The 22,490-nt window shown below is 47.1% G+C and carries 16 protein-coding genes; 12 read left to right on the forward strand and 4 right to left on the reverse strand.

From position 1 onward, the window contains the following. The first annotated feature begins 40 nt into the window (after positions 1-40). The 8 genes from BN3349_RS12075 (at position 41) to BN3349_RS10500 (ending at position 13,926) form a co-directional block, all read left to right on the forward strand. The gene (locus BN3349_RS12075) at positions 41-6,628 is read left to right on the forward strand and encodes a YadA-like family protein (RefSeq protein ID WP_245853813.1); all 6,588 of its coding nucleotides are present in this window, start codon (positions 41-43) and stop codon (positions 6,626-6,628) included. A gap of 163 nt (positions 6,629-6,791) precedes the next feature. Continuing rightward, the gene (gene nudC, locus BN3349_RS10470) at positions 6,792-7,583 is read left to right on the forward strand and encodes an NAD(+) diphosphatase (protein ID WP_040977327.1); all 792 of its coding nucleotides are present in this window, start codon (positions 6,792-6,794) and stop codon (positions 7,581-7,583) included. Between the two features lie 62 nt (positions 7,584-7,645). Next, positions 7,646-8,722, forward strand: a complete 1,077-nt coding sequence (gene hemE, locus BN3349_RS10475) for a uroporphyrinogen decarboxylase (protein WP_040977328.1) — start codon at positions 7,646-7,648, stop codon at positions 8,720-8,722. Positions 8,723-8,728: 6 nt separating this feature from the next. Further along, complete coding sequence (locus BN3349_RS10480) at positions 8,729-9,319, forward strand: YjaG family protein (protein WP_040977329.1); 591 nt, start codon at positions 8,729-8,731, stop codon at positions 9,317-9,319. A gap of 157 nt (positions 9,320-9,476) precedes the next feature. Continuing rightward, positions 9,477-9,749: a non-specific DNA-binding protein Hbs gene (gene hbs, locus BN3349_RS10485; RefSeq protein ID WP_032108154.1), complete on the forward strand. Its 273-nt coding sequence runs from the start codon at positions 9,477-9,479 to the stop codon at positions 9,747-9,749. A 144-nt stretch (positions 9,750-9,893) separates the two neighbouring features. Further along, positions 9,894-10,676 (forward strand): DeoR/GlpR family DNA-binding transcription regulator, encoded by a 783-nt coding sequence (locus BN3349_RS10490; protein ID WP_040977330.1) that lies wholly within the window; start codon positions 9,894-9,896, stop codon positions 10,674-10,676. Between the two features lie 34 nt (positions 10,677-10,710). Beyond that, positions 10,711-12,543 (forward strand): glutamine--fructose-6-phosphate transaminase (isomerizing), encoded by a 1,833-nt coding sequence (gene glmS / locus BN3349_RS10495; protein WP_040977331.1) that lies wholly within the window; start codon positions 10,711-10,713, stop codon positions 12,541-12,543. A 159-nt stretch (positions 12,544-12,702) separates the two neighbouring features. Next, entirely contained in the window at positions 12,703-13,926 is a 1,224-nt protein-coding gene (locus BN3349_RS10500; protein WP_040977332.1) for an MFS transporter, read from the forward strand. A gap of 98 nt (positions 13,927-14,024) precedes the next feature. On the opposite strand, the gene BN3349_RS10505 is transcribed toward BN3349_RS10500, so the two are convergent. The 4 genes from BN3349_RS10505 to BN3349_RS10520 are packed head-to-tail and all read right to left on the reverse strand — an operon-like array spanning position 14,025 to position 16,952. After that, positions 14,025-14,876: a cysteine ABC transporter substrate-binding protein gene (locus BN3349_RS10505; RefSeq protein ID WP_040977333.1), complete on the reverse strand. Its 852-nt coding sequence runs from the start codon at positions 14,874-14,876 to the stop codon at positions 14,025-14,027. Further along, positions 14,860-15,624 (reverse strand): amino acid ABC transporter ATP-binding protein, encoded by a 765-nt coding sequence (locus BN3349_RS10510; protein WP_040977335.1) that lies wholly within the window; start codon positions 15,622-15,624, stop codon positions 14,860-14,862. Before BN3349_RS10510 ends, BN3349_RS10505 begins: the two co-directional genes overlap by 17 nt. Positions 15,625-15,634: 10 nt before the next feature. Continuing rightward, the gene (locus BN3349_RS10515; RefSeq protein WP_040977336.1) at positions 15,635-16,303 is read right to left on the reverse strand and encodes an amino acid ABC transporter permease; all 669 of its coding nucleotides are present in this window, start codon (positions 16,301-16,303) and stop codon (positions 15,635-15,637) included. Beyond that, entirely contained in the window at positions 16,293-16,952 is a 660-nt protein-coding gene (locus tag BN3349_RS10520) for an amino acid ABC transporter permease (protein WP_040977338.1), read from the reverse strand. Before BN3349_RS10520 ends, BN3349_RS10515 begins: the two co-directional genes overlap by 11 nt. A 253-nt stretch (positions 16,953-17,205) precedes the next feature. On the opposite strand from BN3349_RS10520, the gene rpsL reads away from it, so the two are divergent. The 4 genes from rpsL (at position 17,206) to tuf (ending at position 21,614) form a co-directional block, all read left to right on the forward strand. Then, positions 17,206-17,580: a 30S ribosomal protein S12 gene (rpsL, locus tag BN3349_RS10525; protein WP_013745731.1), complete on the forward strand. Its 375-nt coding sequence runs from the start codon at positions 17,206-17,208 to the stop codon at positions 17,578-17,580. 106 nt (positions 17,581-17,686) lie between these two features. Then, complete coding sequence (gene rpsG, locus BN3349_RS10530; protein ID WP_032093897.1) at positions 17,687-18,157, forward strand: 30S ribosomal protein S7; 471 nt, start codon at positions 17,687-17,689, stop codon at positions 18,155-18,157. A 106-nt stretch (positions 18,158-18,263) separates the two neighbouring features. Further along, on the forward strand, positions 18,264-20,366 hold the full coding sequence (gene fusA, locus BN3349_RS10535; protein WP_040977344.1) for an elongation factor G: 2,103 nt from the start codon (positions 18,264-18,266) through the stop codon (positions 20,364-20,366). Between the two features lie 63 nt (positions 20,367-20,429). Further along, on the forward strand, positions 20,430-21,614 hold the full coding sequence (tuf, locus tag BN3349_RS10540) for an elongation factor Tu (RefSeq protein ID WP_040976866.1): 1,185 nt from the start codon (positions 20,430-20,432) through the stop codon (positions 21,612-21,614). The last annotated feature ends 876 nt before the right edge of the window (positions 21,615-22,490 follow it).

The raw sequence follows: 22,490 nt of genomic DNA on the forward strand, positions 1-22,490 counted from the left end.
TGCGGTGAATCTCAGCCAGTTAAATGCCACTAATGCAAATGTGGCAAATAATGCACAGAATATCACCAATAATGCCAATGCGATTAATACTGTAAAAGATGGTTTAAACGCGACAAATGCAACCGTAGCAAACAATACGCAAAATATCACTAATAATACCAATGCGATTAATACCGTGAAAAACGATTTAAATGCGACTAATACAAATGTGAGCAATAATGCCCAGGATATTAGTAAAAATGCAGAAAATATCGCAAAAGGCATTCAGTTTGGTAACGGTACGAAAGCTAAACAGTATCAATTAGGCGATACATTAAATGTCACAGCAGGCAACAATAACCTTGTCAGTGAAACTGTTGATGGCGGGGTGAAACTGAGCTTGGCGGATAATATTACGGTTAGCAGCGTGACAGCGGGCGGTAATGTCTTGAATACAAGCGGTTTGACCGTTGGTGATGTGAAAGTTGCAGCAACAGGTATTGATGCGGGTCATCAAAAAATCACTAATGTAGCTAATGGCACAGAGTTGTATGATGCGGTAACCATGGCACAACTGACCGCTGCAACAGTTCTATTAAACGCAGGGAATAATACCAATATTACTTCTCAGCAGGCAGAAAATGGCGTGACAACTTACACCATTAATGCCAATGCGGCAACAGTGCTCAATGCCTCGGAGGCAATAACTGTTAAGTCGACGGAAAAAGCCAATAATGTGACCGAATATGCGGTTGATTTGTCTGATACGACAAAAGCCAATATTACTCAAGGTGTTGATGCGAAAAGTGCGGTCGATAAAGGGCTGAAATTTGGCAACGGCACCACTAATAATACTTATGCTTTAGGGGATGAATTAGCCGTTGCCGGTGATAGCAATATCATTAGTACCACAACAAAAAATGGTGTGGGCTTATCATTGGCGAAAAATATTACGGTAGAGAGCGTAACTGCGGGCGGTAATGTCTTTAATACAAGCGGTTTAACAATTGGTAACGTTCAAGTAAACACAGACGGTATTAGCGCGGGCAGCCAGAAGATCACCAATGTAGCTAACGGCACCTCAGATAATGATGCGGTGAATTTCAGCCAGCTGAATGCGACCAATCAAAATATCACAAATCTGAATACGAAAGTGAATGGTGGTTTTGGTTTGCAAGCTGAAGACGGACAAAATGTAACCAAACAATTAGGTGACAAAATTGAGATTGTGGGCGGTAACACGAATCTTAATACGATCGTGACTGACGGCAAGATTGCCGTGAACCTGAATAACACCTTGAATTTAGGCAATGCCGGTTCGGTTATTATCGGTGATGTAGTGATGAATAATCAGGGATTAACGATTTCAGGCGGTCCGCGTATAGTTAAATCCGGTATTGATGCTGGCGATAAGAAGATCACCAATGTTACTGCCGGTGAAGTATCGGCAAGTTCAACTGAGGCGGTGAACGGTAGCCAGTTATATCAAACTAACCAGAATGTGACCAATTTAAATACGGAAGTGGCTAAAGGCTGGACGCTCACCACATCGGGAAATACCACTGGTAAGTCCGAATCAAAAGTGGGTATGGGCGCTGTTGTGACGCTTGACGGCGGTAACAATATCAATCTTACCCAAACAGGTAATACGATCAGTATCGCTACTACGACAGCTCCGACCTTTACCACCGTTACAACCGGAGATACGACATTAAGCGATAAGGGATTAACCATTCAGAATGGACCGAATATCACTAAGTCAGGCATTGATGCTGGTGATCAAATTATTACGCGTGTTAAAGCGGGCGAGAACGGCACTGATGCGGTAAATAAAGATCAGCTGGATGCGATCAATGCAACTGCAACCGCTGGTTGGAACCTGACGGTGAACAGTACTGACAGTTCTAATGTTGCGCCGAATGCTACCGTGGATTTAGCGAATAAAGACGGCAATATTGTGATCACGAAAGCAAACAATAACGTGACTTTCGCTTTAAATGAAAATCTGACCATCGGCGGTAAAAACGGCAAGGACGGTAAGATCGGTCTGGATGGTACAAACGGAACTATCGGTTTAACCGGTCCGAAAGGGGCGGACGGTGCTGACGGCGCTTCGGCGAATATTACGGTACAAAACGGTCAATCGGGCATTAACGGTCAAGACGGTGACAGCCTGACCCGTATCGTTTATACCGATAAAGACGGTAAGCCGCATCAAGTTGCAACCTTAGAAGACGGTTTGAAGTTTGCCGGCAATCAGGGTGATACGATTGCGAAACAATTGGGCGAGACCTTAGACGTTGTCGGTGCTTTAGCTAACAACGCAACGGCTTCGGCTAACAATATCCGTATTGATAGTGAAAACGGTAAGTTGGTGGTTAAAATTGCTGAGAACCCAAGCTTTACAACCGTAACGACCGGTGATTCACGCTTAAGTGATAATGGGTTGACGATTACTGGCGGTCCAAGTATTACAAAAAGCGGTATTAACGGTGCGGCAAAACAAATTAACAATATTGGTAGCGGGTTACAAACAGCTGACGGCGATATTGTAAAATTGACTGAAGCGAGCGGTGATGTGTTGAAAAATGCAGTGAATGTCGGCGATCTGAAAAACTCGGTCAGCAATCTCACTTCGGCACAAAACGGCGGCGGCTTCGGTCTCACTGATGATAACGGCACCGCAGTCAAACAGGATCTGGGCAAAACTATTCAGATCAAGGGTAAAGACGGTGTAACGGTCACTGCCGATACCGTGAACAAAGCCCTAGAAGTGGCGTTAGCCGGTGAGGTGTCGGTAAACAGTAAAGACGGCAAAGATGGTGCTATCGGGGTGAAAGATGCCGACGGTAAAGACAGTGTGAGCCTGTCCGGTAACGGTACCGTGATTGCCGGTCGCAATGGTGCCGACGGCGTTGATGGGGTGATCGGCGCGCAAGGCAAAGACGGTGCAAGCGTGGTGTTGAACGGTAAGGACGGTTCAATCGGCTTAATCGGTCCGAAAGGTGAGGACGGCACTGACGGCGCTTCGGCAAGTATTCGCGTGGTAAATGGTGCAGCTGGTTTAGACGGCAATGACGGTGCGAACGGTGAAAGCAAAACCCGCATCCTGTATGAAAAACCGAACGGCGCTCAAGAAACCGTGGCGACTTTAAACGACGGTCTGAACTTTACAGGTAATAACGAGGTGGTTAATGCCCACAAACTGAACAGTAAAATAAATATTATCGGGGAAGGTGTGGATAAAACCGCATCAGAAAACTTTGCTAGTGCGGCGGGCAATATCAATGTAAAAGCCGACGGCTCAAGCACCTTAACGGTTCAGCTGGCGAAAGATCTTAACCTGACCGCAACAGGTTCAGTGACTCTCGGTGATTCTGTTATGACAAATAATGGGTTAACCATTACAAACGGTCCGAGTATCACAAAGAGCGGTGTCAATGCGGGAAATAAAGTGATTACTCACGTTGCACCAGGGGTAAACGGCACTGATGCGGTAAATAAAGATCAGCTGGATGCGATCAATGCAACCGCAACCGCTGGTTGGAACCTGACGGTGAACAGTACTGACAGTTCTAATGTTGCGCCGAATGCTACCGTGGATTTAGCGAATAAAGACGGCAATATTGTGATCACGAAAGCGAACAATAACGTGACTTTCGCTTTAAATGAAAATCTGACCATCGGCGGTAAAAACGGCAAGGACGGTAAGATCGGTCTGGATGGTACAAACGGAACTATCGGTTTAACCGGTCCGAAAGGGACGGACGGCACTGACGGCGCTTCGGCGAATATTACGGTACAAAACGGTCAATCGGGCATTAACGGTCAAGACGGTGACAGCCTGACCCGTATCGTTTATACCGATAAAGACGGTAACCCGTATCAGGTTGCGACCTTAGAAGACGGTTTGAAGTTTGCTGGCAATCAGGGTGAGGTCATCAAGAAACAGCTGGGACAAACGCTAAAAGTTGCCGGCTCGCTAGCAAATGAAGTTGTTGCTTCTTCAGCCAATGTACGCGTAGATAGCGAAAATGGTGAGCTTGTTGTTAAAATTGCCGAGAATCCGACATTTACCAGCGTGACTACCGGCGATGCGGTTTTAAGTGATAGCGGTTTAATCATTAATCATGGTCCGAGTATTACGAAAGACGGTATTAACGTTAATCATAAACAAATTACCAATTTAGATAGCGGTCTGAAAGATGGTAATAACAACAAAGTAGCATTAGCCAATGCCACTGGTGATATGCTGAATAACGGCGTGAACGTCGCGGATCTAAAAGAAGCAGTAAATAATATTACTTCTGCGGATAGCAACGGCGGTTTCGGTCTCACTGATGATAACGGCATCGCAGTCAAGCAGGATCTGGGCAAAACTATTCAGATCAAGGGCAAAGACGGCGTTACCGTGACTGCCAATAAGACCGATAGCGCATTGGAAGTCGGTTTGGCCGGTGAGGTCTCCGTCAACGGTAAAGACGGCAAAGACGGTGCTATCGGAGTGAAAGGTGCCGACGGTAAAGACGGTGTGAGCCTGTCCGGTAACGGTACCGTGATTGCCGGTCGCGACGGTGCCGACGGCGTCGATGGGGCGATCGGCGCGCAAGGTAAAGACGGTGCAAGCGTGGTGTTGAACGGTAAGGACGGTTCAATCGGCTTAACTGGTCCGAAAGGTGAGGACGGCACTGACGGCGCTTCGGCAAGTATTCGCGTGGTAAACGGTGCAGCTGGTTTAGACGGCAATGACGGTGCGAACGGTGAAAGCAAAACCCGCATCCTGTATGAAAAACCGAACGGCGCTCAAGAAACCGTGGCGACTTTAAACGACGGCTTGAATTTCACCGGTAATAATGAGGTGGTTAATGTCCACAAACTGAATAGTAAAGTAAATATTATCGGGGAAGGTGTGGATAAAACCGCATCAGAAAACTTTGCTAGTGCGGCGGGCAATATCAATGTAAAAGCCGATGGTTCAAGCACCTTAACGGTTCAGTTGGCGAAAGATCTTAATCTGACTCAAGACGGTTCGGTGACAGTAGGCGATACCACCTTGAATAACAACGGATTGACTATCGCAGGTGGGCCGAGTGTAACGAAGAGCGGTATTAATGTCGGCAATAAACAGATTACCAACCTCGATAGCGGTCTGAAAGACAGCAACGGTAATCAGATAAAATTACGCGATGCCACAGGCAGCATGCTCGGTAACGGCGTTAACGTGAGTGATCTGAAAGAGGTAGTGAATACACTTTCTTCCGCAGACGGTAACGGTGGTTTTGGGCTGAAGGATGACAACGGTACCGAAGTGAAACAGGATCTGGGCAAAACTATTCAGATCAAGGGTAAAGACGGCGTTACCGTAACTGCCAATAAGACCGATAGTGCACTGGAAGTTGGCTTGGCCGGTGAAGTGTCGGTAAACGGTAAAGACGGTCAGGCAGGTACAATCGGGGTGAAAGGCACCGATGGCAAAGACGGCGTGCATGTTTCCGGTAATGGCACTGTGATTGCAGGTCGTAACGGTGCTGACGGCGTTGATGGGGTGATCGGCGCGCAAGGCAAAGACGGCGCAAGCGTGGTATTGAACGGTAAGGACGGTTCAATCGGTTTAACCGGTGCGAAAGGTGCTGATGGCAGACAGGGTGCGGCAGCGACGATTCAGGTCAAAGACGGTCAGCCTGTTGCGGACGGTTCGGCGGCAACGCGTATCGTTTATACCGACGGCAGTAGTGTTACTCGTGAAATCGCAACGATGGATGACGGCTTGAAGTTTGCCGGCAATAACGGCGTGACGAATACGCATAAATTGAATACGCAGGTGAATATTGTCGGCGAAGGTGTGGATAAAGCCGCGGCCGATAAATTTACCAGCGCATCCGGTAATATCAATGTGAAAGCGAACGGTTCCGATACTTTAACGGTTCAGTTGGCGAAAGACGTTAACCTGACTAAAGACGGTTCCGTTACTGTTGGTGAGACGAAGATCAGCAATGACGGGTTAACCGTTCAGGGCGGTCCGAGCGTCACCAAATCGGGCATCAATGCGGCGAATACGACGATTTCAAATATACGAGACGGCGTGAAAGATAATGATGCCGCGACTGTCAAACAGTTGAACGCTAGCAAAACCAGCGTAACGGCGGGTAACAATGTGAAAGTTACCACCACAAGCAGCGCCAAGGGAACGGCTTATCAGGTGAGTGTCGAAGGCGATCTGAGTGGTATCAGCTCAATTTCTCACGGTAACACCAAAGTCAGTCTGGAGACAGACGCCCGTGGCGGTGCAAACGTTAATGTTAACAATGCGACAATTACTCACGTCGCGCCGGGTGTGAACCCGACCGATGCGGTAAATAAAGGTCAGCTTGACAGCGCAGTGAACAATATCGGCAACCACATCAATAAGGTGGACAAAGACCTGCGCGGCGGTATTGCCGGTGCGTTGGCGAGCGCCGGTCTGTATCATGCCACTTTGCCGGGACGTTCCATGGTTTCCGCCGGTGCAGGAGCTTATCGCGGTGAAAGTGCCGTTGCCATTGGTTATTCGCGCTTATCGGATAACGGCAAAATGGGCGTTAAATTCAGCATTAACACCAATACCCGTGGCGATACCGGCGCAGCGGCAAGTATCGGCTATCAGTGGTAATCGGCATCCAAAACAACAGAGGGACGGCGTTTCTCTCTGTTTTTCTGGTCTAATCCGTGCGTAGCGTTTTATTTATTCGCTAAAATGCAGGAATCACTTTATAATAACCGCACTTTTTTGCATAAAGTGCGGTTATTTTTTACTGATTTTTTAAGGTGAGGCAATGAAACCGATACAACCTGACGACAGCGGATTTTGGTTACTAACCCGAGGTTCAACCCTTCATTTAATTGAAAATACCTTACCTTACGGCAAAGCCGCCGCATTCGGTTTGCAGGGATTGAATGCGATGGTGATCGGCGCGCTGGAGCAGCAGCCCTTGTGGCTGGTGGAAGAAAGCGCAACGGAAGATGATTCGCGCGCTTATTTTTCTTTGCGCGATCAGCTTTATTTGCCCGAGCGGACTTTTAATTTATTGGGGCGTGGCGTCGAGTTAAATCATTTTTTCCGCACTCACCGATTCTGTGGCAAGTGTGGAGCCAAAACCCGCATTACTGAAGACGAATGGGCGGTTCAGTGCGTAAATGAACGATGCGGATATCGTACTTATCCGGTGATTTGTCCGTCCATTATTGTGGCGGTGCGGCGCGGAACGGAAATTCTGCTGGCCAATCATCAGCGTCACCGCGACGGCATGTACACGACTTTGGCAGGCTTTGTGGAAGTTGGTGAAACCTTTGAACAAACCGTGCAGCGCGAAGTTTTTGAAGAAACTGGCATTAAAGTGAAAAATATCCGCTATTTCGGCAGCCAACCGTGGGCGTTTCCCAATTCGCAAATGGTCGGTTTTTTAGCCGATTTTGACAGCGGCGATATTCGCGTACAGGAAACCGAATTGTGTGACGCGCAATGGTTCCGTTATGATCAGCCGTTGCCGCAATTACCACCGGAAGGCACCATTGCATTAAAGTTGATTCGTGCCACGCTGGAAATCTGTAAACGGGCAGCGGAGTAAGGCGTTTATCGGCGAAGTGCGGCCTGTGTGCGTTTATGATTAATTTATGTGACTAAAATACCATGACAATACTCAAAAATGATCGTTATTTAAAAGCGCTGTTGCGCGAACCGGTGGATATGACGCCGGTCTGGATGATGCGTCAGGCAGGGCGTTATCTGCCGGAATACCGCGCAACGCGGGGGCAAGCGGGGGATTTTATGGCGCTTTGCCGCGATGCCGATTTAGCTTGTGAAGTTACGCTGCAACCTTTACGCCGCTATGCGCTGGATGCGGCGATTTTATTCTCCGATATTTTGACTGTGCCTGACGCCATGGGGCTGGGCTTGAGTTTCGGCGCCGGTGAAGGGCCGAAATTCGCCCGCCCGATTGATTCCCGGCGAGCGGTGGAGCATTTGCCAATTCCCGATCCGGAGCAGGAATTGCAGTATGTGATGAATGCCGTGCGTACCATTCGGCGCGAACTGAACGGTGCGGTGCCGTTGATCGGTTTTTCCGGCAGTCCTTGGACGTTGGCCACTTATATGGTGGAGGGCGGAAGCAGCAAAACGTTCGGCATAATCAAAAAAATGTTGTATTGCGAACCGCACTTATTGCATCAATTATTGGATAAACTGGCGCACGCTGTCAGCCTTTATCTGAATGCGCAAATTAAAGCTGGCGCGCAGGCAGTCATGATTTTCGATACTTGGGGCGGTGTTTTGGCTGCGCGCGAATACCGAGAGTTTTCTCTGCAATATATGCACCGCATTGTGGATAATCTGATTCGCGAGCATGACGGGCGGAAAGTGCCGGTAACCTTGTTCACCAAAGGCGGCGGGTTGTGGCTGGAGGCGATTGCGGAAACCGGCTGTGATGCGGTCGGGCTGGACTGGACGGTAAATCTGACCGAAGCCAGAGCGCGTATTGGGCATAAAGTGGCATTGCAAGGTAATATGGACCCTTGTGTGTTATATGCGCCGGCGGAGCGGATTGAAGAGGAAGTGCAACGCATTTTGGCGGATTTCGGTGAAGGCGCCGGTCATGTCTTTAATCTGGGACATGGCATTCATCAGGATGTGCCAAGTGAGAGCCCGAAAATATTGGTCGATGCCGTGCATCGCTATTCTCAACCTTATCATCAAAATAAAGTGCGGTAGAAATTTATGCGAAATCCAATCCATAAGCGATTAGAAAAATTCGAAAGCTGGCAGCATATTACGTTTATGGCTTGCCTGTGCGAACGTATGTACCCGAATTTTCAGCTGTTTTGTCAGATGACGCAACAGCCGCAACATGCCGGACTCTACCGCAATATTTTAAATCTGGTTTGGGAATATCTGACGGTGAAAGGGGCGAACATTAACTTTGAAAATCAGCTGGAAAAGCTGGAACCGATTATTCCCGATGTCAATGATTATGCGTTTTACGGCGTGGTTCCCGCACTGGATGCCTGCGAAGGATTGGCCGAACTGCTGCATGCCATTATTGCCGGAACGACCGCTGAGCAGGCGGTCAAACTCAGTCGGCTTTCGTTACAAACCTTAATCGGTGTGCTGGAAACGCAGGCGGAACGGGAATTTTCCGCACAGGAACTGAAGGAAAATCAGCAAATCGAAGAAGAGCTGGACGTGCAATGGCAGATTTATCGTAGCCTGAACGAGTGTGAAGAACGTGATGTTGCGCTGATTTTGGCATTAAAAAATGAGTTAAGAGCGGTGGGAATCTCTAATATCGGTATAGAAATTGAGCGATAATGTGATTTGTATTACAATTTTTAGATATATTGCTTTGCTTTAAACAAAACTTAGATTATGCTTTACTCCACTGTGATTACAGTGGTTCTGGCGTCAGGAGATTAGGAGTTTAACCTGACGCTATTGAAAATTGAATAGAAATAGAAGGTACTAATTTATGAACAAAACGGATTTAATTGATGCTATTGCAAATGCAGCAGAATTAAACAAAAAACAAGCTAAAGCGGCATTAGAAGCGACATTAGACGCTATTGCTGGTAGCTTAAAAGCAGGTGATCCTGTACAATTAATCGGCTTTGGTACATTTAAAGTCAATGAGCGTAAAGCGCGTACAGGTCGCAATCCGCAGACCGGTGCCGAAATCCAAATCGCTGCCTCCAAAGTACCGGCCTTTGTTGCTGGTAAAGCATTAAAAGATTCTGTTAAATAATCGTATTTACGTTTTCTTCCTAAAACCCTGCGCTGATGCAGGGTTTTTTATTGGCATGAATTTATTCGCCGTAGCAAAAAGAGGTTTACAGTGGGTAAAAATTTCTGTAGTATTTCGAACCGAAACTTATTCTGAGGATTTTTAATGAAACGAAACTTCCAGCAACGCAACTCGCAGCAGCGCCGACATATGATTATGCAGTTGTTGCAGGAACAGGGCGAAGTCAGTGTTGAACGCCTGGTACAGTTGTTTGAAACCTCTGAAGTGACTATTCGCAAAGATCTGACCGCACTTGAAAATAACGGGTTTCTATTGCGCCGTTACGGTGGCGCGATTTTAATGCCGAACGAATTGATTGAAGAACCGCAGGAAGAAGTGCTTTCGAAACGAAAGTTGTCTATTGCCAAAGCGGCGGCGGAACGTATTTGCGATCATAACCGAATTATTGTGGATAGCGGCAGCACCACGGCGGCGCTGATTAAGCAACTGAATAAGAAACAGGGATTAGTGGTGATGACCAATTCCTTGTCGGTGGCAACCGAGTTGCGCGCCTTGGAAAACGAACCGACCTTGTTGATGACTGGTGGCACTTGGGATACTCGCTCCGAGTCTTTTCAGGGCAAGGTGGCAGAACAGGTGCTGCGTTCTTATAACTTTGATCAGCTGTTTATCGGCGCGGACGGTATTGATCTGGAAAGAGGCACGACAACGTTCAATGAACTGGTCGGATTAAGTCAGGTGATGGCGGAGGTGTCACGTGAAGTCATCGTGATGGTGGAATCCCATAAAATCGGCAGAAAAATGCCGAATCTGGAATTAACTTGGCAGCAGATCGACATTTTGATTACAGACGATCTGCTGAGCAACGAAAACAAACAGGCGATCGCAATGCACGGCACGGAAGTTATCTGTGTAAGTGCGGTCTGAAATTAAGTATTTTTTGATCAATAAAGGAAAAGTTATGTGTGGTATTGTCGGTGCGGTGGCACAGCGTGATGTGGCTGAAATTTTAATTAACGGGTTACATCGATTGGAATATCGTGGCTATGATTCGGCGGGTGTCGCGGTTGTTAACCAACAACATGAATTGCAACGGGTGCGTTGTTTAGGCAAAGTAAAAGCATTGGACGAGGCGGTTGAGAAAAATTCTTTAATCGGCGGCACGGGAATTGCACATACTCGCTGGGCGACACACGGCGAGCCGTCGGAAGCCAATGCGCACCCGCATGTATCTGGCACTTTTGCGGTGGTACATAACGGTATTATTGAAAATCATGAGGAATTACGCAGTGCATTGGTGGCGCGCGGTTATGAATTTTTATCGCAGACCGATACGGAAGTGATTGCCCACTTGGTGAACTGGGAAATGCGGACTGCGGGCAGTTTGTTGGAAGCGGTGCAGAAAGTGGTCGCCCAGCTAAGCGGTGCTTACGGCATGGTGGTGATGAACAGTGAAGACCCAAGCCGTTTGGTTGCGGCGCGTTCTGGCAGCCCGTTGGTGATCGGTTTCGGTATTGGTGAAAATTTCCTTGCCTCCGATCAGCTGGCGCTGTTAAGCGTTACCCGTCGTTTTATTTTCTTGGAAGAGGGCGATATTGCAGAAATTACCCGTCGTTCCGTTGAGGTGTATGACGCCGACGGACATAAAGTCGAACGCGAAGTGCATGAGTCCAATCTGGAAAATGACGCCGCCGAAAAAGGCAAATTCCGTCATTTTATGCAAAAAGAAATTTTTGAACAGCCGACCGCACTAATTAATACCATGGAAGGGCGTATCAGCCATGATAATGTGATTGTGGAAAGTATCGGCAACGGCGCAAAAACCATTTTGGAAAATGTGCAGCATGTGCAAATCGTTGCTTGCGGAACCTCCTATAACTCGGGCATGGTGGCGCGTTATTGGTTTGAAGCGTTAGCTGGCGTGAGTTGTGATGTAGAAATCGCCTCAGAATTTCGTTACCGCAACTTCGTCACCCGTCCGAATAGCCTACTGATAACGCTGTCGCAGTCGGGGGAAACGGCGGATACGCTGGCGGCACTGCGTTTGGCCAAACAAAAAGGCTATATGGCGGCGCTGACGATTTGTAATGTTGCCGGTTCTTCTCTGGTACGCGAATCGGATCTGGCCTTTATGACCCGTGCCGGGGTGGAAATCGGCGTGGCTTCCACCAAAGCGTTCACTACCCAGTTAGCGGCGATGTTAATGTTAGTGACCGCAATCGGGAAATTAAACGGTCATATTTCCAGCGAGAAAGAACGTGAAATCGTTAAGGCGCTGCAATCCATACCGGCTGAAATTGAAAAAGCATTGGTCTTCGATCAGGATATTGAAAAGCTGGCGGAAGATTTCGCTGAGAAAAGCCACGCGCTATTTTTAGGACGCGGCGAATATTATCCGATTGCCATGGAAGCGGCACTGAAGTTAAAAGAAATTTCTTATATTCATGCAGAAGCCTATGCTGCCGGTGAATTGAAACATGGTCCGTTGGCGTTGATTGATGCGGATATGCCGGTTATCGTGGTGGCGCCGACCAATGAGTTATTGGAAAAAGTGAAATCCAATATTGAAGAAGTGCGCGCTCGAGGCGGTCAGCTGTATGTATTTGCCGACCGTGAAGCGGGGTTCAGCGAAGCGCCGGGCATGAAAATTATCACCATGCCGACAGTAAATGAAATTATCGCGCCAATTTTCTATACCGTGCCGATGCAGTTACTGGCCTACCATGTGGCGTTAATCAAAGGTACCGATGTGGATCAGCCGCGTAATTTGGCTAAAGCAGTAACGGTAGAATAATCCACTGTTATATTCAATGCCGATACAACCCCGTCTAAACCGCGGGGTTGTTTTTTATTTGCAAGAAAGGCATAAATCCCCTAAACTACGCCACGGTTTTTTAACCCTCCTTTCAAATTTAACTTTAAACGCTACCTGTGAGTAGCAAAAGGGTTCTCTATGACAGACAACGTAAATAATTATGGCTGGAAAGCCTTAATCGGTTCTGCCGTCGGCTATGCGATGGACGGCTTTGATCTTCTGATTCTCGGCTTTATGCTGACGGCGATTTCCGCCGATTTGGCGCTGTCTCCGGCACAGGCGGGCTCACTGGTGAGCTGGACGCTAATCGGAGCGGTTGCCGGCGGAATTATTTTCGGCGCATTAAGTGATCGCTACGGACGTGTACGAGTGTTGACTTGGACAATCGTTTTGTTTGCGCTGTTCACTGGGTTATGTGCTTTCGCGCAGGGGTATTGGGATCTGCTGATTTACCGCACGATCGCCGGTATCGGTTTGGGCGGCGAATTCGGTATCGGCATGGCGCTGGCGGCAGAGGCTTGGCCGGCGCGTCACCGTGCCAAAGCGGCATCTTATGTTGCGCTCGGCTGGCAGCTGGGCGTGTTGGCGGCTGCCTTGCTCACCCCGCTATTGCTGCCTTATATCGGTTGGCGCGGCATGTTTTTACTCGGTATTTTCCCGGCGTTTGTGGCGTGGTTTTTGCGGGCCAGATTGCATGAACCGGCGGTTTTTGTGAAAAAACAGACCGCACTTCGGCAGGCGGAACATAAGCCGTCGAGACTGGAAGCCTTTAAATTGCTAGTGAAAGATAAAGCCACGACTAAAATCAGTGCGGGGATTGTGGTGCTGACATCGGTACAGAATTTTGGTTATTACGGCATTATGATCTGGATGCCGAATTTTCTGTCCAAGCAGCTCGGATTCAGTTTAACCAAATCCGGCATCTGGACAGCAGTAACCGTGTGCGGCATGATGGCGGGAATCTGGATTTTCGGGCGTTTGGCGGACAGATTCGGGCGCAAACCGAGTTTTATTTTATTTCAGCTGGGCGCGGTCATTAGCATTATGACATATTCGCAGCTCACAGATCCGAGCGCGATGCTCATCGCGGGGGCGTTTCTAGGGATGTTTGTGAACGGAATGATGGGCGGCTACGGCGCCTTAATGGCGGAAGCCTATCCGACTCAAGCACGGGCAACGGCACAAAATGTGCTGTTTAATTTAGGTCGTGCCGTCGGCGGATTCGGTCCGGTGGTTGTCGGTGCGATTGTCTCGGCGTATTCTTTTTCTATCGCCATTGCATTTTTAGCACTGATTTATGTGATTGATATGCTCGCAACAATGGTCCTGATTCCAGAATTAAAAGGCAAAGTATTGGATTAGCGTAAAAATCCCCGCATCAAGGTTTAAGCCGTTTTGCGGGGATGTGGCATGATAAAAGTGCGGTCGTTTTTTAATGTGTTTTAGGCATAGTTACAAGGTTAGTGATAGTCCACCAATACTTCTTTTTCACTGATTGTATCACCGTAAACCGGCAGTAGGGTTTTGTCATACGCCTGTTTTAATACCCCGTTTTTGCCCAGTTTTTCGATTTCGGCATTGAGCCATTCCAGCAGTGCGCTGTCGCCTTTTTTCACTGCCGGGGCGATAAAGTCTTGATCACCGAGGTTTTTAATACCGACGCTAAAGCCCGGATTTTCTTTTGCCCATGCGAACAGCAGCGTGTTGTCGTGTGCCAGTGCATCACCGCGACCGTCGCGCAGCGCTTCAAAGGTTTCGGTGTTTTGTTCAAATTTGAGCAGTTTGATATTGGGATAATTTTTACTGAAATACGCATCTGCAGTGGTGCCTTTGTTGACCAGCAGGGTTTTGCCTTCAAGTTGGGCGAGATCGGTAACGGCACCGTCTTTGGAGACGACCCCTAATGCCACCTGCATGTAAGGTTTAGCAAAATCGACCACTTCCTGACGCGCAGGGGTTACGGTAAAGTTGGCAAGAATAATATCCACTTTGTTTGCCTGTAAATATTCTACTCGGTTTGCCGCCTCAACCAGTACGTATTCCACTTTGTTTTCATCACCGAGCAAATCCTTGCCGATCGCCTTGGCGATTTCTACATCAAAGCCTTGGCTTTTGCCCGCGCTGTCCACATAGCCGAAAGGCGGCTTATCGCTGAATACGCCGATCCGTACTTTACCTGCCTGTTGCAACTGTGCAACGCTGGATGCCGATTGGCTGTTTTGAGTGTTTTCTTTATCGCCGCAGGCGGTTAAACCCGCTGCAAGCAGTACGGCAGCGAAAAGTGCGGTCAGTTTTTTAGATGTTTTGTTCATAGTTGGTACCTCTTGGTTCGTAATTTAAGATATTGAGAAAGGCTTTTGCCCGATCCGTACCCGGATTGGTGAAAAACAATGCCGGGGATTCCTGTTCGATAATTTGCCCGGCGTCCATAAAGACGATGCGATCGGCAACCTGACGGGCAAAAGACATTTCATGCGTGACGATAAGCATGGTCATGCCGTCTTTGGCAAGCCCCAGAATGACATCCAGCACTTCGCGCACCATTTCCGGATCGAGCGCGGCGGTCACTTCGTCAAACAGCATAATATCCGGATTCATGCATAGCGCACGCACGATGGCGATGCGCTGTTTCTGCCCGCCGGACAGTTCGCGCGGGTAAGCGTTTTTGCGCTCAAACAGCCCGACCCGTCGTAGCAGTTCATCTGCCTGCGCTTCCGCCTCCGCTCGCTGGCGTTTTTGTACTTTCAGTGGACCGAGCAGAATGTTGTCGATAACCGACATATGCGCAAACAATTCATAACTCTGAAACACCATGCCGATCCGCTGTCGGGTCTTGACCCAAGAAATATCTTTGCCCAGTTCTCCGCTGCCTTGTAAGATCAGCTGACCGCTGCGAATCTCTTCTAAGCCATTGATACAGCGCAGCAACGTGCTTTTCCCGCAGCCTGACGGACCGAGAATCACGACCACTTCGCCTTTTTGCACCGATAGATTAATGCCTTTCAGTGCGGTAACCTCGCCGTAATTTTTAACCAGATTTTTAATTTCTAATAATGCCATGTTTTAACCTTTATTTTTCCCAACGGTTTTCCAGATATTGCGAGAATAACGATAAAGGATAACAAATCATGAAATACAGGGCGAAAATTACGCCGTAAATCCATAACGCTGCCGACGGTTCGGTAAACAGCGAGGTTTCAATGATTTGTTGCCCCACTTTGATCACCTCCAACACGCCGATTAACATTGCCAGCGAACTGGTTTTTACCATTCGGGTGAATAAGTTAATCGCACTTGGCGTAACGCGTTTGAGGCTTTGCGGCAGTAAAATATAGATAAATGTCTGTATCGGCGTTAAACCCAGTGCGTAAGCGGATTCCAGTTGATGTTTTTCAATGGACGTCAGCGCACCGCGGACGAGATCGCCCATTTCCGCGGTACCCCAGAAAATAAATACCGCAATACAGACGGTAACGCCGTTTAAATGCGTGTTAAACCATGTTGCCACGCCGAAATAGGTGATAAATAACAGCACCAACAGCGGCATAATGCGCACAAATTCCAGATAAAAACGGCACAGCGCTCTGAGCAGGCGCGATTTCAATGTCATCAACACTCCGCAAATCACGCCGAAAATGCAGGCGAAGAATACCGATACAAAGGCGATTTCAGCGGTTACCCATAGACCGCCGAGCAAACGCGCCGGGTTATTGCCCTCAAATAAGATATTAAGCCCCATATTTTGCTCTCCGCGTGCGACGTTCCAAATAGCCGATAAAGACTGATACCGGTAGTAAAATAATCAGATAGCTCACCACGAGCAAAAACAATGCTTCGTTGGTTTTGTAATCCATACCGATAATTTCTTTCGCCATAAACATCAGTTCCGCAATGGCAATTGCACTGACTACCGAAGTTTCTTTGATTAAAAACAGGCAATTGGCGCCAATTGCCGGGCTGGCGATGGCAAAAGCCTGCGGGAAAATCACATAGCGAAAGGCTTGCAACGGCGTTAAACCGATGCTGAGGGCAGATTCTACCTGCCCTTTAGAAACGGCTTCCAAACCGCCGCGTACCGATTCCGCCATGTAGCTGCCGCCCAGAAATGCCAGCCCGATCACCGCGCAGGTAAAACCGTCGAGCTTGATGCCGATTTTCGATAACCCGAAATACAGGAAAAAGACTTGAATCAGTAACGGTGTATTGCGCGATAATTCAATATAAACTTTAATCAGCGGATTAATATAACGCACTTTATATGTTGTGATCACTGCGCAGATAATACCGATGCTGACGGACAGCAAAATCCCCCAGACGGAAAGTTGTAGCGTAATTAATGCGGCGTCGAAAAAACGCGGTAATGCACTCCATACATATTGCCAGTTCATTGCGAGGCTCTTTTAATACTGATTTGAAATATTTGAATTATAAGACGCAAACGATTGCGGCAAAAGAAATAAAAATGAATTGTTTAGATGTTTTGGTTATAAAAATGAAAGTGCGGTCATTTTTCTCTGTGTTTTGTGTAATTCTTGACATCAGCGGTTTTCAAGATTAAAATTCTGCGTCTATCTATCCGTGGATAGATGAGAAAATATACATTCTTTTATGAATAACTATGAATAAACTGGAGCTTTTTTAATGGCAACAATCAACCAGCTAGTACGCAAACCGCGTGTTAAAAAGGTTGTAAAAAGCAACGTTCCTGCATTAGAGGCTTGCCCGCAGAAACGTGGCGTGTGTACTCGCGTGTACACAACTACACCTAAAAAACCGAACTCCGCATTACGTAAAGTATGCCGTATTCGTTTAACCAACGGTTACGAAGTAACCTCTTATATCGGCGGTGAGGGGCATAACCTTCAGGAGCACAGCGTTGTGCTTATCCGTGGCGGTCGTGTGAAAGACTTGCCGGGTGTGCGTTATCACACTGTACGCGGTGCATTGGACTGCGCAGGCGTTAAAGATCGTAAACAAGGTCGTTCTAAATACGGCGTTAAACGTCCAAAAGCTTAATGGTTCTCCGTTAAGTAAGGCCAAACGTCAATTAAATTATTAATTAACCATAAACTCCAGTCAGAGTTTTGGATAATCCTGAAGATTAAAAAACGGAGAAATTACAATGCCACGTCGTCGTAGTATTGAACCTCGCAAAATTCTTCCAGATCCGAAGTTCGGTTCAGAATTGCTTGCGAAATTTATTAATGTGTTAATGATAGACGGTAAAAAATCTATCGCAGAGTCTATCGTTTACGGTGCGCTGGAAACATTGTCCCAACGTACTGGCAAAGAAGCGTTGGAAGCATTTGAAATCGCACTGGAAAACGTGCGTCCGACGGTTGAGGTTAAATCCCGTCGCGTAGGCGGTTCCACTTATCAGGTACCGGTTGAAGTGCGTCCGGCCCGCCGTAACGCACTAGGCATGCGCTGGATTGTTGAAGCCGCACGTAAACGTGGTGACAAATCCATGGCGTTGCGTTTAGCCAACGAATTATCCGATGCATCTGAAAACAAAGGTGCGGCGGTGAAAAAACGTGAAGACGTGCACCGTATGGCTGAAGCTAACAAAGCCTTCGCGCATTACCGTTGGTAATCGGTTAGCAGACCGGCTTTTCAGGCTTCATCTCATGATTCGTGCGATGAAGCCTTATCCATATTTAAAATTTTATATTTACTGAATTCCAAAAAAGGAAATATTAATGGCTCGTACAACCCCTATTTCACTTTACCGTAATATCGGTATCAGTGCGCATATCGATGCGGGTAAAACAACCACTACTGAGCGTATCCTTTTCTATACCGGCGTAAGTCACAAAATCGGCGAAGTTCACGATGGTGCAGCGACAATGGACTGGATGGAACAAGAACAAGAGCGCGGTATTACTATTACCTCTGCGGCAACTACGGCGTTCTGGTCGGGTATGTCACAACAGTATCCGCAGCACCGCATTAACGTTATCGACACTCCGGGACACGTTGACTTTACCATTGAAGTGGAACGTTCCATGCGTGTGCTTGACGGCGCGGTAATGGTATATTGTGCGGTGGGTGGCGTTCAACCGCAATCCGAAACCGTATGGCGTCAGGCGAACAAATATAAAGTGCCTCGTATCGCGTTTGTTAATAAAATGGACCGTACCGGCGCAAACTTCCTGCGTGTTGTTGAACAGATCAAAACTCGCTTAGGCGGTAATGCGGTGCCTTTACAGCTACCAATTGGCGCAGAAGAAAACTTCAAAGGCGTGGTTGACCTGATCAAAATGAAAGCGATCAACTGGAATGAAGCGGATCAGGGTATGACCTTCACCTATGATGACATTCCGGCAGATATGGTTGAAGCTTGTGAAGAATGGCGTCAAAATCTTGTTGAAGCGGCGGCGGAATCTTCAGAAGAACTCATGGAAAAATACCTCGGCGGTGAAGAGTTAACCGAAGAAGAAATCAAAGTCGGTTTACGTCAGCGCGTGTTAGCAACAGAAATCATTTTGGTGACCTGTGGTTCGGCATTCAAAAATAAAGGCGTTCAGGCGATGCTTGATGCAGTAATCGATTACTTGCCTGCACCAACGGATATTGAATCAATCAAAGGAATTAACCCGGATGAGACCGAAGGTGAACGTCATGCCAGCGATGACGAACCGTTTGCGGCACTGGCATTCAAAATCGCAACAGACCCGTTTGTCGGAAACCTAACTTTCTTCCGTGTTTATTCCGGTGTGGTTGAGTCCGGTGCGACTGTGCTGAACTCTGTCAAAGAAAAACGCGAACGTTTTGGTCGTATCGTACAGATGCACGCGAACAAACGTGAAGAAATTAAAGAAGTTCGCGCCGGTGATATTGCTGCCGCCATCGGCTTGAAAGATGTCGGTACCGGTGATACGTTATGTGCGTTAGACGCGCCGATCATTCTTGAACGCATGGAATTCCCAGAACCGGTTATTTCTGTTGCGGTGGAACCAAAAACTAAAGCCGACCAAGAAAAAATGGGTCTTGCTTTAGGTCGTCTTGCCCAGGAAGACCCTTCATTCCGTGTTCATACTGATGAAGAATCCGGTGAAACCATTATTTCCGGTATGGGTGAGTTACACTTGGATATTATCGTTGACCGTATGAAACGTGAATTTAAAGTTGAAGCGAATATCGGTAAACCGCAGGTATCTTACCGTGAAACGATTCGTACCCGTGTTAACGATGTTGAAGGTAAACATGCAAAACAATCCGGTGGTCGCGGTCAGTATGGTCATGTGGTAATCGACTTATATCCGTTGGATCCGGAAGGTCCGGGATACGAGTTTGTTAACGAAATCAAAGGCGGTGTCATTCCGGGCGAATACATTCCTGCCGTTGACAAAGGTATTCAGGAACAGCTTAAATCCGGACCGTTGGCCGGTTATCCGGTTGTGGATATTGGTGTTCGTTTACACTTCGGTTCATACCATGATGTGGACTCTTCCGAACTGGCATTTAAATTGGCTGCGTCCATTGCATTTAAAGCGGCGTTTAACAAAGCCAATCCGGTATTGCTTGAGCCAATCATGAAAGTGGAAGTGGAAACTCCGCCGGAATACGTGGGTGATGTGATCGGTGACTTAAGCCGTCGTCGTGCAATGGTAAACGGTCAGGAAAGCAATGAATTTGTGACCAAGATCAACGCTGAAGTACCGCTTTCAGAAATGTTCGGTTATGCGACGGATCTGCGTTCGCAAACTCAGGGGCGCGCTTCATATTCAATGGAACCGTTGAAATATGCCGAAGCGCCGAAAAACGTGGCAGATGCTATCATCGAAGCACGTAGAAAATAATCTTTTATCAAAACTCCGTGGCGCGCTGAGCGCTGCGGAATTTCAATTAAGGAAACATTAGCAATGTCTAAAGAAAAATTTGAACGTACAAAACCGCACGTTAACGTGGGTACAATCGGTCACGTTGACCATGGTAAAACAACTTTAACCGCAGCAATCACAACCGTATTATCCAAACATTACGGCGGTGCGGCACGTGCATTTGACCAGATTGATAACGCGCCGGAAGAAAAAGCACGCGGTATCACCATCAACACTTCTCACGTTGAATACGACACACCGACACGTCACTATGCACACGTTGACTGCCCGGGACACGCGGACTATGTGAAAAACATGATTACCGGTGCGGCACAGATGGACGGTGCGATTCTTGTCGTTGCGGCGACTGACGGTCCGATGCCACAAACTCGCGAACACATCTTATTAGGTCGTCAGGTAGGCGTACCGTACATCATCGTATTCTTAAACAAATGCGACATGGTGGACGATGAAGAGTTATTAGAATTGGTTGAAATGGAAGTGCGTGAGCTGCTGTCTCAATATGACTTCCCGGGAGATGACACACCAATCGTACGTGGTTCAGCGTTAAAAGCGTTGGAAGGCGATGCGGCATGGGAAGAAAAAATCCTGGAATTAGCCAACCACTTAGATACTTACATTCCTGAACCGGAACGTGCTATCGACCAACCATTCTTGTTGCCAATTGAAGACGTATTCTCAATCTCTGGTCGTGGTACGGTAGTCACTGGTCGTGTTGAACGCGGTATTATCCGTACTGGTGATGAAGTAGAAATCGTGGGTATCAAACCGACAGCGAAAACAACCGTAACCGGTGTTGAAATGTTCCGTAAACTGTTAGACGAAGGTCGTGCAGGTGAAAACATCGGTGCATTATTACGTGGTACCAAACGTGAAGAAATCGAACGTGGTCAGGTGTTGGCGAAACCGGGTTCAATTACTCCGCATACTGATTTTGAATCTGAAGTATACGTATTGTCCAAAGAAGAAGGCGGTCGTCATACTCCATTCTTCAAAGGCTACCGTCCACAGTTCTACTTCCGTACTACGGACGTAACTGGTACTATCGAGTTACCGGAAGGCGTGGAAATGGTAATGCCAGGCGATAATATCAAAATGACAGTAAGCTTAATTCACCCAATCGCGATGGACCAAGGTTTACGTTTTGCGATTCGTGAAGGCGGTCGTACCGTTGGTGCGGGCGTGGTAGCGAAGATTATCAAATAGTGTGACAAGCTGTCGTACTTATGGCAGTAACTGATTATATATCAAGTAGTTACTGTTAAGGGTAAGTGGTCTTTGGGCCACTTACTCTCGACTATTCTGATAGCTCTTGGAGCTTGAAAGGGTAGGCAGACCAAGAAAGGGGCGTTGCTCAAAACTTGGTTCTAAGTTGGGGAAGATAATTTCCAACTTTATGCGGTAATAAGGTATGATCTTCACTCTGATGTACTTAATTTCTCTGATTAGGAATTAAGAAGAGTAAGAAAGCAAGATCCGTTATCGAAAGATATTACTACCGTTAGTCGCCTATATTATTATGTAGAGTGGCTTGGGTCAGAGCCAAAACGTCATATCGTTCATAAAGACTAGTTATCCAACCTACTATAAATAAAGTCCCAAAGGTTTTCAGCATTCTGAGAAAAACCGAACATAAGAAAGTGGAATTTCTTATGATTGAATGTATCCTTTACTACTTATCTTTACTTAGGGATGTTCCAAATAGGAAGCACCCATTGTGGTTTGGAAATAATAACCACCCGTGAACGGCTTGCGGTAACAGCACGGTTTTTTCTCGGTCTTAATTTACCTCAGCTTACATATAAATAATCTTACTTTTCCTTATTAACATATAATAAATAGACTGATCATCTATGTATTATTTGCAACGGGTGGGTTCGATCTATTTGATGATAAGTGGCCAATTAACAATGTAATTTTGAAATTAAAATTACAAAGGTAAGTTTTAAAGCAACAGCAAGGGCTTATTTATTATCACTTAGTAAGTATGCGTAAGCTGTTATTACCATTGTTACAATCAATAATGTTGAAGATATATGCAGTGCAACAATATTGATAAGCGTAACCTGCTATGTAACTAGC

It is taken from the genome of Necropsobacter massiliensis (genome assembly GCF_000827595.2).
GTDB classification, from domain to species: Bacteria; Pseudomonadota; Gammaproteobacteria; order Enterobacterales; family Pasteurellaceae; genus Necropsobacter; species Necropsobacter massiliensis.